Annotated in this window: 14 protein-coding genes; 8 read left to right on the forward strand and 6 right to left on the reverse strand. The window is 55.3% G+C overall.

Features of this window, described 5'->3' with window-relative positions; genetic code table 11:
- Positions 1 to 77: 77 nt before the first annotated feature.
- Positions 78 to 644: a cob(I)yrinic acid a,c-diamide adenosyltransferase gene (locus ABWP27_RS09180; RefSeq protein WP_353155865.1), complete on the reverse strand. Its 567-nt coding sequence runs from the start codon at positions 642 to 644 to the stop codon at positions 78 to 80.
- Between the two features lie 120 nt (positions 645 to 764).
- Here ABWP27_RS09180 and ABWP27_RS09185 point away from each other — a divergent pair, with 120 nt between their 5' ends.
- From ABWP27_RS09185 to ABWP27_RS09205, 5 genes are all read left to right on the forward strand, one after another.
- Entirely contained in the window at positions 765 to 1,664 is a 900-nt protein-coding gene (locus ABWP27_RS09185) for a LysR substrate-binding domain-containing protein (protein ID WP_353155867.1), read from the forward strand.
- Positions 1,665 to 1,854: 190 nt separating this feature from the next.
- Positions 1,855 to 3,357, forward strand: a complete 1,503-nt coding sequence (locus tag ABWP27_RS09190; protein WP_353155869.1) for an FAD-linked oxidase C-terminal domain-containing protein — start codon at positions 1,855 to 1,857, stop codon at positions 3,355 to 3,357.
- Between the two features lie 18 nt (positions 3,358 to 3,375).
- A complete protein-coding gene (gene glcE, locus ABWP27_RS09195; RefSeq protein ID WP_353155871.1) occupies positions 3,376 to 4,428 on the forward strand; it encodes a glycolate oxidase subunit GlcE in 1,053 nt (350 codons plus the stop codon).
- A 68-nt stretch (positions 4,429 to 4,496) separates the two neighbouring features.
- A complete protein-coding gene (gene glcF, locus ABWP27_RS09200; RefSeq protein ID WP_353155872.1) occupies positions 4,497 to 5,729 on the forward strand; it encodes a glycolate oxidase subunit GlcF in 1,233 nt (410 codons plus the stop codon).
- A 465-nt stretch (positions 5,730 to 6,194) separates the two neighbouring features.
- Positions 6,195 to 6,650 (forward strand): methyltransferase family protein, encoded by a 456-nt coding sequence (locus ABWP27_RS09205; RefSeq protein ID WP_353155874.1) that lies wholly within the window; start codon positions 6,195 to 6,197, stop codon positions 6,648 to 6,650.
- 87 nt (positions 6,651 to 6,737) lie between these two features.
- On the opposite strand, the gene ABWP27_RS09210 is transcribed toward ABWP27_RS09205, so the two are convergent.
- From ABWP27_RS09210 to ABWP27_RS09220, 3 genes are all read right to left on the reverse strand, one after another.
- Positions 6,738 to 7,229, reverse strand: a complete 492-nt coding sequence (locus tag ABWP27_RS09210) for a glutathione peroxidase (RefSeq protein WP_353155876.1) — start codon at positions 7,227 to 7,229, stop codon at positions 6,738 to 6,740.
- Between the two features lie 2 nt (positions 7,230 to 7,231).
- On the reverse strand, positions 7,232 to 8,368 hold the full coding sequence (locus ABWP27_RS09215; RefSeq protein WP_353155878.1) for a PilT/PilU family type 4a pilus ATPase: 1,137 nt from the start codon (positions 8,366 to 8,368) through the stop codon (positions 7,232 to 7,234).
- Between the two features lie 163 nt (positions 8,369 to 8,531).
- The gene (locus ABWP27_RS09220) at positions 8,532 to 9,575 is read right to left on the reverse strand and encodes a type IV pilus twitching motility protein PilT (protein ID WP_353155879.1); all 1,044 of its coding nucleotides are present in this window, start codon (positions 9,573 to 9,575) and stop codon (positions 8,532 to 8,534) included.
- A gap of 121 nt (positions 9,576 to 9,696) precedes the next feature.
- On the opposite strand from ABWP27_RS09220, the gene ABWP27_RS09225 reads away from it, so the two are divergent.
- The gene (locus ABWP27_RS09225) at positions 9,697 to 10,401 is read left to right on the forward strand and encodes a YggS family pyridoxal phosphate-dependent enzyme (protein WP_353155881.1); all 705 of its coding nucleotides are present in this window, start codon (positions 9,697 to 9,699) and stop codon (positions 10,399 to 10,401) included.
- Positions 10,391 to 11,215, forward strand: a complete 825-nt coding sequence (gene proC, locus ABWP27_RS09230; RefSeq protein WP_353155882.1) for a pyrroline-5-carboxylate reductase — start codon at positions 10,391 to 10,393, stop codon at positions 11,213 to 11,215. The genes ABWP27_RS09225 and proC overlap by 11 nt, the downstream gene beginning before the upstream one ends.
- 139 nt (positions 11,216 to 11,354) lie before the next feature.
- On the opposite strand, the gene ABWP27_RS09235 is transcribed toward proC, so the two are convergent.
- Both ABWP27_RS09235 and ABWP27_RS09240 read right to left on the reverse strand, forming a co-directional pair.
- Positions 11,355 to 11,774 carry an RcnB family protein gene (locus tag ABWP27_RS09235; RefSeq protein ID WP_353155883.1) on the reverse strand — a complete coding sequence of 140 codons (420 nt, stop codon included), beginning with the start codon at positions 11,772 to 11,774 and terminating at the stop codon, positions 11,355 to 11,357.
- Positions 11,775 to 12,033: 259 nt separating this feature from the next.
- Complete coding sequence (locus ABWP27_RS09240) at positions 12,034 to 13,473, reverse strand: sensor domain-containing diguanylate cyclase (RefSeq protein ID WP_353155884.1); 1,440 nt, start codon at positions 13,471 to 13,473, stop codon at positions 12,034 to 12,036.
- A gap of 39 nt (positions 13,474 to 13,512) precedes the next feature.
- Here ABWP27_RS09240 and ABWP27_RS09245 point away from each other — a divergent pair.
- Positions 13,513 to 13,742, forward strand: a 230-nt coding sequence (locus ABWP27_RS09245) for a hypothetical protein (protein ID WP_353155886.1), incomplete at its 3' end; no start/stop codon positions are given.

Raw genomic sequence — 13,742 nt, forward strand, 5'->3', positions numbered from 1 at the left:
AGTGAGTAGCCGCCGGGCTACCCCCGGCAACTGACTCTCATCGAAGAAAAACCACCATCAATTACAGAAAAAAACTATCAGGATTCAATATCCCGAACCCTATCCTTCTCCCACAACACATCCCCACCACCGCCCGCATGCCGATTCAACACCCGCGATAAAACAAACAGCAAATCCGACAGCCGATTCATATATTGACGCGGGTTGTCGTTCATTTTTTCGGCTTTGCCGAGACTGACGATCGTACGTTCCGCACGGCGGCAAACAGTGCGACACACATGCGATTGCGATGCCGCGCGCGAGCCGGCCGGCAGGATGAATTCTTTCAGTGGTGGCAAGTCTGCGTTGTATTTCGCCAGCAGCGCATCCAGGCGCGCAACCTGTGCATCGTGGATCATCGTGTAGCCGGGGATGCACAACTCGCCGCCCATATCGAACAGATCGTGCTGGATGGAGATCAGTTCTTCGCGCAACGCCGGCGGCAAGTCTTCGCACAACAACAGGCCGATATGCGAATTCAATTCGTCAACATCGCCCATGGCGTGTACGCGGAGTGCATCCTTGTCGACGCGGCTGCCGTCGCCCAAACCTGTGGTGCCGTTATCGCCAGTGCGGGTGGCGATTTTTGAGAGTCTGTTACCCATGGAAGTATGAAAAATAGGGAGGATGGAGAAGTAACGAGGATACGGCAAAACAGCTAGGTCGTCGCGATGCGGCCGAACCCGGTAAAATCACGGCTTGATAACGGACGATAGATTGACGCAATGGCAAGTAGACTCCCCCCGGTACACGCTCTTTCCGCCTTTGAGGCTGCTGCGCGTCATGGCTCGTTCGCGATTGCAGCGGAGGAGTTGTGCATTACGCCATCGGCGTTTTCGCATCGCATTCGCCTGCTGGAGGATTTTGTCGGCGAGCGCCTGTTTTTGCGCGACGGGCGCAGCGTCAGCCTGACTGAATTCGGCCGCCGTTATCTGGATGTGGTGCGCGGTGCACTGAGCTCGCTGGCTGATTTTCCCTTGCCGCATCGCTATGCGTCTACCCAGCTGAAGGTGAAGGTGACGGTGCCGCCAACTTTTGCGCGCTATCTGTTTTTGCCGCATCTGCATGAATTCATGACCTTGCATCCGGAGATCTCGATTGAAACCTATCTGTCGGTGCCTCTGTATGACATGAGCCTGTCGGAAACCGATATTGAAGTGCGATTCGGCGCCGGCAAATATCCGGACATCGTCACTGAAAAATTGTTTCGGGAGCCGGTATTCCCGGTCGCCAGCCCCGCCTATCTGGAGCAGATAGGCAAATTGAATGTACCTGCCGATTTGCAAAAGGCGCAATTGTTGCGTTCGGCGCTGGAGCCGTGGCAGCCGTGGTTTGAAATGGCGGGACTGGATTGGCAGGAGCCGTCAACCGGCCTGCGTATCGATGATCTGGGTTTGCTGCTGGAGGCGGTCAAACATGGTTACGGGGTGGCATTGACGCGTCAGCATTTTGCCGCCGACATGATCGCCAAGGGGGAGATTGTTCCCTTGTTCGATTTGCAATTGACGACGCCGCAACATGCGTACTACCTCGTATATGATCGCCATGTGCGCGAGCGGCCTGAGGTCGCGCTGATGCTGGACTGGATGATGGAGCGTTTCAGTACGAAGCGACTCAGCCTCTAAGCCAGACGCATTCTTTAGAAAAGCGTATAAATATCGTTGTTTTGACGGTAGTTATACGCTTTTTGCATATCAGTTGAATATTTTTCACGGGCAAGAGGAAAGCTTTCAGTCTAATGGCAAGCGGTATTCGCTACACTGTGCCTGAACGATATAAGTGTTATTCGATAGTGCAATGGACGCAGGATTGATGATGAATACGATTTCGGCAGCGCCCGCTACGCAAACGCCTTTTACACCCGCACATCAGCGTACGGTAGTCGACGCATTGCGCGCCGTGCTGCCGGAGCAGTGCATACTTTTCAATGAAGAAGATACGCGGCCCTACGAATGCGATGGCCTGGCAGCGTATGCCCAGTTGCCCATGGTGGTGGTGTTGCCGCTGAATGAAGCGCATGTCATTGCCGCGCTTAAAGTCTGCCGCGATCTGAATGTGCGTATTGTGCCGCGCGGCGCCGGTACGGGTTTGTCTGGCGGCGCGCTGCCGATCGCCGATGGCATTGTGCTGTCGACTGCGCGCCTGAACAAGATCGTCAAGGTCGATGCCTATGCGCGCACGGCGGTGGTGCAGCCGGGCGTACGCAATCTTGCCATCTCCGAAGCGGTTGCTTCCCTCGGCCTGTATTACGCTCCCGATCCTTCCTCGCAGATTGCCTGCACGATAGGCGGCAACGTTGCCGAAAACTCCGGTGGCGTGCACTGTCTCAAATACGGTTTGACCGTACACAATGTAATGCGCGTGCGCGTCGTCACGATAGAAGGCGATGTCATTGAGCTCGGTGGTACTGCACTCGATGCACCCGGCCTGGATCTGCTGTCGGTCTTCGTCGGTTCGGAAGGCATGCTGGGCATGGTGACGGAAGTCACCGTCAAACTGATTCCGAAACCAAAACTGGCGCGCGTGATTCTGGCTTCCTTCGACGATGTGGTCAAAGGCGGCAATGCGGTCGCCAGCGTGATTGCCGCCGGCATCATTCCAGCCGGGCTGGAAATGATGGACAAGACGTCTACCCGCATGGTGGAGCCGTTCGTCAAAGCTGGTTACGACTGCGATGCCGAAGCGATTTTGCTGTGCGAGTCGGATGGCATTCCGGAAGAAGTCGATGAGGAAATCGCACGCATGACGGAAGTGTTGAAACACTCCGGGGCAACGGCGATTGCGGTGTCACGGGATGAGGCTGAGCGTTTGCGCTTCTGGTCCGGGCGCAAGAATGCGTTCCCGGCTGCCGGCCGCATTTCTCCCGATTATTACTGTATCGACGGCACCATCCCGCGCCGCAGCCTGGCGGATGTCTTGACCGGTATTTCGCAGATGGAAGTCAAGTACGGTCTGCGTTGCGCGAACGTGTTCCACGCCGGTGACGGGAATCTGCATCCGCTGATTCTGTTCGATGCCAATACCGAGGGCGAATTCCATCGCGCCGAATTGTTCGGTGCCGAAATTCTGGAAATGTGCGTGGCCGTCGGTGGCACGATTACCGGTGAGCACGGCGTCGGCATGGAAAAAATCAATCAGATGTGCGTGCAGTTTTCACGCGCGGAAATGGATGCCTTCCTCAGCGTCAAACGCGCCTTCGATCCGCTGTCGCTGCTGAATCCGGACAAGGCAATTCCAACGCTGCAGCGCTGCGCAGAGTACGGCAAGATGCACGTCAAACGCGGCATGCTGAAGTTCCCTGATTTACCGCGCTTCTAATATTTAGTCAGGATGAGCATGGAAGAAGTAGTTCAACAATTCAAGGAAACCATACTTGCCGCCGGACGTCAGCGGCAGCCACTGTGCATACGCGGCGGCGGCAGCAAGGATTGGTATGGTCAGACCCCGCAGGGCGAGATACTGGATACGCGTGCCTATCAGGGTGTGGTGGCTTACGACCCGACCGAACTGGTGATCACGGTACGCGCCGGCACGCCGCTGGCCGAGGTGGAAGCGGTGCTGGCGCAGCAGAATCAGGCGCTGGCATTCGAGCCGCCGCATTTCGGCGCCGGTGCCACGGTAGGCGGCATGGTCGCCTGCGGCATGTCCGGCCCGCGTCGTGCGGCCGTCGGTGCGGCCCGTGATTTTGTGTTGGGCGCAGTACTGATGAATGGCAAGGGTGAAGCGCTGCATTTCGGCGGCCAGGTAATGAAGAACGTCGCTGGTTATGATGTGTCGCGCATGCTGGCGGGCTCGCTCGGTACGCTGGGTTTGCTGCTGGAAGTCTCGCTCAAGGTGTTGCCGAAACCGTATGCGGAAACCACGTTGCGGCTGGAGATGACGGAAGAAGAAGCGATACGTCGGCTGAATGTATGGGGCGGCCAGCCTCTGCCGATTTCCGCCAGCGCCTGGTGTGACGGTGCGCTGCTGCTGCGCTTGTCAGGCGCCAAAGCGGCGATTACAGCGGCCCAGCACACCATAGGCGGTGAGGAAATTGCCGGTGATGATTTCTGGCTCGCAATGCGCGAGCAAAGCAATGAATTTTTCACGCAATCGGATGTGCTGTGGCGCTTGTCGCTGCCATCCATTGCGCCACCGCTGGCGTTGGGTGATCAATTGATTGAATGGGGCGGTGCCCAGCGCTGGTTGCGTTCGGATGCCGATGCTGCAGCCATACGTGCTGCAGCGGTACAGGCGGGTGGCCATGCGACGCTGTTCCGTGGTGGCGACAAGAGCGCTGGCGTGTTTCAGCCGCTGGCACCCGCGGTCGCGCGGATACATCAAAACATGAAGAACGCCTTCGACCCTGACGGTATTTTCAATCCGGGCCGGATGTATCCACAGTATTGATGTGCAGTATGCGTATGCCGCGCAGACATTCATTGCCGCTAATGCAGTAAAGACTTCAGAGATTATTCATGCAAACCAATTTAGCCGATTTCATCAAGGACACACGCGAAGGCCAGGAGGCAGATGCCATCCTGCGCAGCTGTGTGCATTGCGGATTTTGCACGGCGACCTGTCCGACTTATCAATTACTGGGCGATGAACTCGATGGGCCGCGCGGTCGCATCTATTTGATCAAGCAGGTGCTGGAGGGCAAAACGCCGACCGCAAAAACCCAGTTGCACCTGGATCGCTGCCTGACGTGCCGCAATTGCGAAACGACTTGTCCTTCCGGTGTGCAGTATGGCCGCCTGATTGATATCGGCCGCAAGGTAGTCGAAGAGCGCGTGCCGTATTCGTTTGCAACCAATCTGAAACGCAAGGCCTTGAAAGAACTGCTGCCGCGCAAATGGCTGTTCACGCCCGCCATGAAAACCGGCCAGCTGTTCCGCCCGCTGCTGCCGAAGTCGCTGCAAAACAAGGTGCCGCGCAAGGAAGATGCAGGCGCCTGGCCGACCCGTACGCATGCACGCAAGATGTTGTTGCTGGATGGCTGCGTGCAACCGGCGATGTCGCCCAACATCAATGCGGCTACCGCGCGCGTGCTGGATGCGCTGGGTGTGCAATTAGTGGTTGCTCCCAAAGCCGGCTGCTGTGGTGCGATCCGTCATCACTTGAACGATCACGATGGCGCGCTGGACGATATGCGGCGCAATATCGATGCGTGGTGGCCACTGGTGCAAGCCGGTGCGGAAGCGATTGTGATGACGGCATCGGGTTGCGGCGCAACGGTCAAGGATTATGGTCATCTGCTGGCGCACGATGCGGCGTATGCAGAGAAGGCACAGCGAATTTCCGCGCTGACGAAAGACCTGAGTGAAATCATGCCGGCGTTTGAGCTTGAGTTGCAAGATCGCCTGCATGGAAAAATCAGCAAACGTGTGGCCTATCATCCGCCTTGCACGTTGCAGCATGGCCAGCAGATACGCGGCAAGGTCGAAGGCGTGTTGCGTGCCGTGGGTGTAGATGTGCAGTTATGTGCGGACAGCCATTTGTGTTGTGGTTCGGCCGGTACCTATTCGGTCTTGCAGCCAGAGCTGTCGTATCAGTTGCGCGACGATAAAATCGCCAAGCTGGAAGCCACGCAGCCGGAGATGATCGTGTCGGCGAATATCGGTTGTCTGACGCATCTGCAATCGGGTACTGATACACCGGTCAAGCACTGGATAGAATTGATAGACAAGGCTTTGTCTGCCGCACATTAAACAAGCAGTAAGCAAAAAACGCTGGCGTACTTTTATGGTACGGCCAGCGTTTTTTTTATTTCTTGCTGCTTATTCAGCCAGCAGTTTGTTGATATCGCTTATCAATTTTCAGCAGATGGATGTACCTCACCGAAGAAGCAAGGCAGCCGTTGCCTGACTCAATCAACATACGTCTGCTCGGCACGAGTCGAATCTTAAGTTGCGCTAACGTTGCCATGCGTGAGCATCGGGTGGCGCAACAATTCATTCAAGCTGAACTCGCTTTGCCTATCGGCTGAATCGGGCGGATAGATGCCCGAGGTTTGCATTGCTGAACCATCTGCCGGAGACCAGGGCATCGGTATGTAAATGGCGATGACTGTCGATCTTCTACGCGCAATAAGTTATTCTTCTGGAAAAATTGGCCTGACACTATTTTTGCTCAGCCTGTCTCTGCCATTACATTCCCATTTCAAGAGTATGCGAATGCTTGATAAGAAAATTCCTGCACCTGTAAGCGCGATGATCATCGGTGCGTTGATGAAATGGTATGCCCATCTGAGCGATATTCTGATGGATCCGTCGACCATCCGCATGGAGATAGGCATTGGCCTGTCCCAGCTTAGCGCTGTGATCGCGCTGATGGGAATGGCCTGTTTCTGGCGTGTGCGTACCACCATCAATCCGCTTGATCCGGGTAAGGCTAGCTGCCTGGTCACGAATGGCATCTTTCGGATGTCGCGCAATCCGATGTATCTGAGCCTGCTTTTGTTGCTGGTGGCGTATGCGATCCGTCTCGACTCGCTGGCCGTCTGGCTGGGCCCCTTGATTTTCGTGGCCTATGTGACTCGCTTCCAGATTCTTCCTGAAGAGCACGCACTGGCCGAGAAATTCGGCGAGGCGTATCTGGACTACAAACATCGTACCCGGCGCTGGATTTGAGAGAGGCCTATGGGTGTTGTGGTCGCAATCAAGGGTGCGAAGCCATTCGGCTTGACGCGCCTTGCTTGAGCACCGTGTGTCAGTGCACTACGCGTCGAGTAATTTCCTGATGTCGGCGATCAATTCTTCCGGTTTGGTTTGTGGTGCATAGCGTTTGTAAACGGTACCGTCTTTTCTGACCAGAAATTTCGTGAAATTCCATTTGATCGCTTCGCTGCCGAGCAGGCCGGGTGCAGCCTGTTTCAGGTATCTATACAGTGGGTCCGCATCGTCGCCGTTGACATCGATCTTGGCGAAGAGCGGGAAAGTCACACTGTAGATTTTTTCACAGAATGCCCCGATTTCTTCTGCGTTGCCCGGCTCCTGTCCGCCGAACTGATTGCAGGGAAAGCCAAGCACTTCCACACCCTGATCACGGAATTGCCGGTATACGGCTTCCAGTCCTTCGTACTGCGGCGTGAACCCGCACTTACTGGCCGTATTGACGATCAACAATACCTTGCCGCGATACTGTGCAAGATCGACAGCCGTACCGCTCAGGCTGTGTGTCTTGAAATCGTAAACGGTGTTCGCATTCATTTTTATACAATACCGAGATGCTCGGTGCCCTTGCTCAAATCGCGGTTTTTCGCTTCGTTGCCATGCAGCTTGATGGACAGGCGCAGATCGTTAACTGAATCGGCGTTGCGCAAGGCATCCTCGTAGGAGATTTTTCCTGCTTCATACAAATCGAACAGCGCCTGATCGAAAGTCTGCATGCCGAGCTCGCGCGACTTCTTCATGATTTCCTTGATTTCATGCACATCACCTTTGAAGATCAAATCGGAAATCAGCGGCGAATTCAACATGATTTCCACCGCCACGCAGCGGCCTTTTGTATCTTTCAGCGGAATCAGACGCTGTGAAATCATGCCCTTCAGGTTCAGCGACAAATCCATCAGCAGTTGCTGACGACGTTCTTCCGGGAAGAAGTTGACGATACGATCCAGTGCCTGGTTCGAGCTGTTCGCATGCATGGTGGCCAGACACAAGTGACCGGTTTCGGCAAAGGCGATCGCGTAATCCATGGTTTCGCGATCGCGGATCTCACCGATGAAAATGACATCCGGCGCCTGACGCAGCGTGTTTTTCAGCGCGACTCCCCAGCTCTCGGTATCGACGCCGATTTCACGTTGCGTGATGACGCAGTTTTTGTGTGGATGCACATACTCGACCGGATCTTCGATCGTGATGATGTGACCGTGACTGTTTTCATTGCGATAGCCGAGCATGGCGGCCAGCGTGGTGGATTTGCCCGAGCCGGTAGCGCCGACCATGATGACCAGGCCGCGCTTGGTCATCACGACATCCTTCAATGTTTCCGGCACGCCCAGATCTTCGATTTTTGGAATCGCAGTGGTGATGGTACGCAGCACCATGCCGACCTTGCCCTGTTGCACGAAGGCCGAGACGCGGAAGCGGCCTATGCCGCCGGGGCTGATCGCAAAGTTGCATTCCTTGCTTGCTTCGAATTCTGCCGCCTGCTTGTCGCTCATGATGGCGCGCGCCAGTTCGACCGTATGCGTGGCATTCAGCGGCTGGTTCGAGACCTGCGTCATCTTGCCGTCGATCTTGAACGCCGGCGGAAATTCGGCGGTAATGAAAAGATCGGAGCCGTTCTTGCTGAGCATCAGGCGCAGCAAGTCGTACATGAATTTGGTAGCCTGATCGCGTTCCATGATGATCCTTCCTTATTTGATTCTGTCAGCCGTAAGGCCTGGGCGTTCTTTGCTCGCGCATCGATCTTGACGCGTGCAGCTTAAGCGGATACTCACCCCACCTCGCAGCTTGCAGGCTGCTCGGATTCTTGCGGCGCAAGGCATGCCTTGCGAAATCCCGCACTCATCCCGGGAAATTATCCGGTGTCTTGGCGGCCGAGCGCGCCGTTGCATTCGAGATGACATTGCGTTTCACCAGCTCGGTCAGATTGCTGTCCAGCGTCTGCATGCCGACGTTGGAGCCGGTCTGAATCGCCGAATACATTTGTGCAATTTTTGATTCGCGAATCAGGTTGCGAATTGCCGGTGTGCCGAGCATGATTTCATGTGCGGCTACGCGACCGCTGCCATCCTTGGTTTTCAGCAGTGTTTGCGAGATGACGGCTTGCAGCGATTCGGACAGCATCGCCCGTACCATTTCCTTTTCATCGCCGGGGAAGACGTCGATGATACGGTCTATGGTTTTTGCAGCAGAGGAGGTATGCAGCGTGCCAAACACCAGATGGCCGGTTTCCGCTGCAGACAGGGCCAGCCGTATGGTTTCCAGATCGCGCAACTCGCCGACCAGCACCACGTCCGGATCTTCGCGCAAGGCCGAACGCAAGGCGTTCTCGAAGGAATGCGTATGCGGTCCCACTTCGCGCTGGTTGATCAGGCATTTTTTCGAGTCGTGCACGAATTCGATCGGATCTTCAATCGTCAGGATGTGTGCGTATTCGTTTTCGTTGACGTGATTCACCATCGCTGCCAGCGTGGTCGATTTGCCGGAACCGGTCGGGCCGGTCACCAGCACCAGGCCGCGCGGCTTGAGCGAGAGTTCGGCGAAAATCTTCGGTGCGTGCAAATCTTCCAGGCTCAAAATTTTGGATGGAATGGTACGCAGCACGGCAGCGGCACCACGATCCTGATTGAAGGCATTGACACGAAAACGCGCCAGGCCGGGAATGGCAAAGGAAAAATCGATTTCCAGACGCTCTTCATACACCTTGCGCTGGCCGTCGTTCATGATGTCATAAATCATGCCGTGCACATCCTTGTGCTCCAGCGGCGGCAGGTTGATGCGGCGCACGTCGCCGTGCACGCGTATCATCGGCGGCAGGCCGGACGACAAATGTAAATCGGAAGCTTTATTCTTGACCGAGAACGCGAGTAGTTCTGAAATGTCCATTTATAATCCCTGAGCCTGCAAATAAAAGGTGAAGCAAGAGGTGGAGCAAAAAGGCCTGACATCGATGCACGATACCGAAAGGTCTCGTAAATGTTAAATAATGTCTTAAAGAACTTTGATTATGTCTGTAATACGACAAAACTTGCAAGCTGTGCGTCAGCGTATTACCGACGCTGCGAACAGCGCGCAACGCGATGTGCATGAGGTCGAACTGCTGGCGGTATCGAAGACGTTTGGCGCAGATGCGGTGCTGGCTGCAGCAGAGGCCGGGCAGCGTGCATTTGGTGAAAATTATTTGCAGGAAGCGTTGGATAAAATCGACGCTATTCGTGCATTACGGCCCGATCTGACGCTGGAATGGCATTTCATCGGGCCGATACAGAGCAACAAGACGCGCCTCATTGCTGAACATTTCGACTGGGTGCATGCGGTCGATCGTGAAAAGATCGCCCACAGGCTGTCCGAACAAAGACCGGCCAGACTGCCGCCCTTGAATATCTGCCTGCAGGTCAATATCAGCGGTGAAGCGAGCAAGAGTGGCGTTCTGCCTGCCGATGCGCTATGCACGGCCAAGGCCATTGCCAATCTGCCGCAATTGCGCTTGCGCGGCTTGATGGCAATCCCCGAGCCGGAAGACGATGAGGCACAGCAGCGCCGCGCATTTCATCAGTTGCGAGTCTTGTATGAACAATTGCGTGCGGAAGGTTTGCCGCTGGATACGCTGTCCATGGGCATGTCGGCCGATATGCCGGCGGCAGTTGCCGAGGGCGCTACAATCGTGCGGATAGGCTCCGCCATATTTGGAACAAGGAATTATGCAAAATAATCTGAAAATCAGCTTTATCGGCGGCGGCAATATGGCTGCGGCACTGATAGGCGGCCTGGCCGGAAAACTGACAGCGGCACAGAATATTCATGTGATCGATATCAATGTCGACGCGCTGGCAAAACTGCATACGCAATTCGGCGTCACGACGGCGGCCGAGATCGATGCAAGGATCGCCGGCAGCGATGTGATCGTGCTGGCCGTCAAGCCGCAGCAAATGAAAGGCGTGGTGGCGCAAATCCTGCCGCATATCGGTACGCAACTGGTGCTGTCGATCGCCGCCGGCATACGCGCAGCCGATTTGTCGCGCTGGTTGAATGGGCACCAGGCTATCGTGCGCACGATGCCGAATACGCCGGCGCTGATCGGCAAAGGCATCACCGGTATGGTGGCAACTGCCGGCGTCAGCGATGCACAGCGCGCGGCGGCAGACGCCATCCTGCGTGCGGTAGGAGAGACGGTATGGCTGGACGATGAAAAACTGATCGATCCGGTGACGGCTGTTTCCGGCAGCGGCCCGGCCTATGTGTTTTACTTTATCGAAGCGATGCAGCAAGCCGCGCAGGAAATGGGTTTGACTGCAGAGCAGGGCAATGCGCTGGCGATTTCGACCTTTGTCGGCGCTGCACAACTGGCGGCACAGGCGTCCGATCCGGTTTCCGTATTGCGCGAACGCGTGACATCCAAAGGCGGAACCACTTACGCTGCGCTGACCAGCATGGAAGAGAGCGGTGTCAGGCAGGCCATCATCAACGCAATGAAAGCAGCCGCAGCACGCGGGCAGGCGCTGGGTGAGGAATTCGGGCGCGATTGATCTGCTCTCGCAGTAGCGGGCTTGCAATTGCTTTCATGCTGTGTCGCTGGCGCGGTACAAAAATAGGGCTAAAAACGATAAAGGCCGAATGTTCTTTCCGAACATTCGGCCTTTAGGCAATCTGGCAGTGCCAGTCGGCTTAGTTGCCGAGAACGATCTGCATGATGATACCGGAGGAGATTGCGATCAATACATAATCGGGGCCGGTCTGCACCCATTGATAACCGCGTGGCGGCGCATGCAGATGATGACCACGCCAGTCATTGACCACATATTGTCTGCTGCGATACTCATACGGAATGCGGTTGCCTTTGTAGAAGTCGTGGCGCGGACCTGCACCGCGTCCATGATGTCTTCCATTGTCATGTGCGCCAGCATGATTGTTGCGATTGTCGTGATGATCGCGGCGACTGTCATGTCCTCTGTTGCCACCTTTTCCATCGCGCTGCCCATGCGCATGGTGGCCACGATCATTGTGGTGATCGTCACGTGCGAAGGCCGAGCCGCCAGCCAGCAGGCTGACTGCCATGATGGTGGAAATAACGATTTTTTTGTTCATATGTGCTCCTTGCTGCAGTGAAACTGCATGGCATGCCATTAATCAGCACGATCATTTTTTCAGTGTTCGGCAGTACGATCTTTCGTGCTGCCGAATGATGGTCTTATTACATACGAAACAGGTTTTCAGAACCAGCCTGATTTGGTAAGACGCGTTACCAAATGTATCTGTCCGGCAAGCAATTCAAATTGCGCGCACGACACTGAAAGAGCGTACTCCACAGGGCGAGTTTTGTGGAAATATGCGCTCAATATGATTGCTAGCTGAAATCAATTTCAATCCGATTGCGTCCTGCTTCCTTGGCGCGATATAGCGCCGCGTCGCTACGGCATAGCGATACGTCGATATTTGCATCGTTTGCATGCATCACGGCAATGCCGATGCTCACGGTTACATGGATATCCTGGTCGAGCGCCATGAGTGGCGTTTCAGCGAGTTGGGAGCGCACGCGTTGCGCAAAAATCTCTGCCTCGGCGACACCCGCATCGAATAGCACGACGGCAAACTCTTCACCGCCTACGCGACCGACTGTATCGTTTCTGCGCAATGCATTGCGCAGAATGACGGCGAAATGCTTGAGCACCAGATCGCCTATGGCATGACCGTAGCTGTCGTTGATTACCTTGAAATGATCAAGGTCGCACATCAGAACTGCTGTCCGTGCACCAGCGATGCGTCGGGCGCGTGCCAGTTCTTCCTCCATACGCGTCATGAAATAGCGTCGATTAGGCAATTGCGTCAGAAAGTCGATGGTGGCAAATCCCTGCAATTCAATTTCTATGCGTTTGCGTTCAGTGATGTCCGTGATGAAGCCGTACCACAGCGTGCTGCCATCCGGTAATCTGCGTGGCCGCGCTTCGCCTTGCCGCCAGCGCAAACCCTGCCGGGGCAGGATGACACGATATTCGAGATACCAGGGCTGCAGGCTATCGGCAGACGTATTGAGTGAAGCGCAGTAGTTTTCCAAATCATCCGGATGAATGACTTGGTGTACAAGAGTGACCTCGCTGGCGACCTGCTCCGGTGTGAGTTCGTAAATATCCTTGAGGCCCTCGCTGGCATAAGGAAAAAATGCCTGGCCATCAGGCAGCATCCGATACTGATACACCAGTCCGGGTACTTCATTGGTCAGGGACGTGATCAGATCAACACTTTGCTGGAGCTGGTCGGCCAGGGAACGCATGGACGTGATATCTGTTGTTGTGCCTATCATGCGCAGCGGTCTGCCTTGCGCGTCGCGACTGACAACCTTGCCGCGGCTCGATATCCATTTGTAGCTGCCGTCCTTGCAGCGGATACGGTGTTCTACTGCATAGCTTTCTGTTTTCTGATCGAAGTGATCCTGTATCGTGGCCTGAACATAAGCAAGGTCATCAGGATGAACACGCGTGTAACTATCTTCGATCCGATTGCCAATTTCTGCATCCGCGTAACCCAGAATGGCTTTCCAGCCGGGCGAGTAGTTGATTTCTCCGGTCAGTACATTGCGATCCCATATGCCGGTGCCGCTCCCTTCGATGGCAAGCGCCAGGGTTGTTTCGCTATTGTGCAGTGCATCTTCGGCTTTTTTGATTCTGGTTTCAGCATCATGGAGTGCGATGGCAATGGATGCCATGACTGCATGGTCGGCAATTTCTTGCTGACACTTGTCACTGGTCGGCTCTTCTTTTCGTGAATAGGCAACGAAAATTCCGGACATGCAGTCTGCGGCAGACCGGATCGGCGTCATTGAACATACATGCAAGTCATGTTGCCGGGCCAGATGGTGAAGGCGGGAGCAAAATCGGTTTGCTTCGATATCTTCGGCAGTAATCTGCAGTTTGCTGTCCATCGTCATGCCATCAATTGCGCGACAGTAGTCTGGAGGCAGGCTGGGTGCGGCACCCAGACGCAGACAGTTGCCTGCCTCCAGCAGGAGAACGGCAATCATTATTTCGGGATTTTTATTTTCAATGTCGCTGGCAATGC

This window comes from Herminiimonas fonticola (genome assembly GCF_040395855.1).
GTDB classification, from domain to species: Bacteria; Pseudomonadota; Gammaproteobacteria; order Burkholderiales; family Burkholderiaceae_D; genus Oxalicibacterium; species Oxalicibacterium fonticola_A.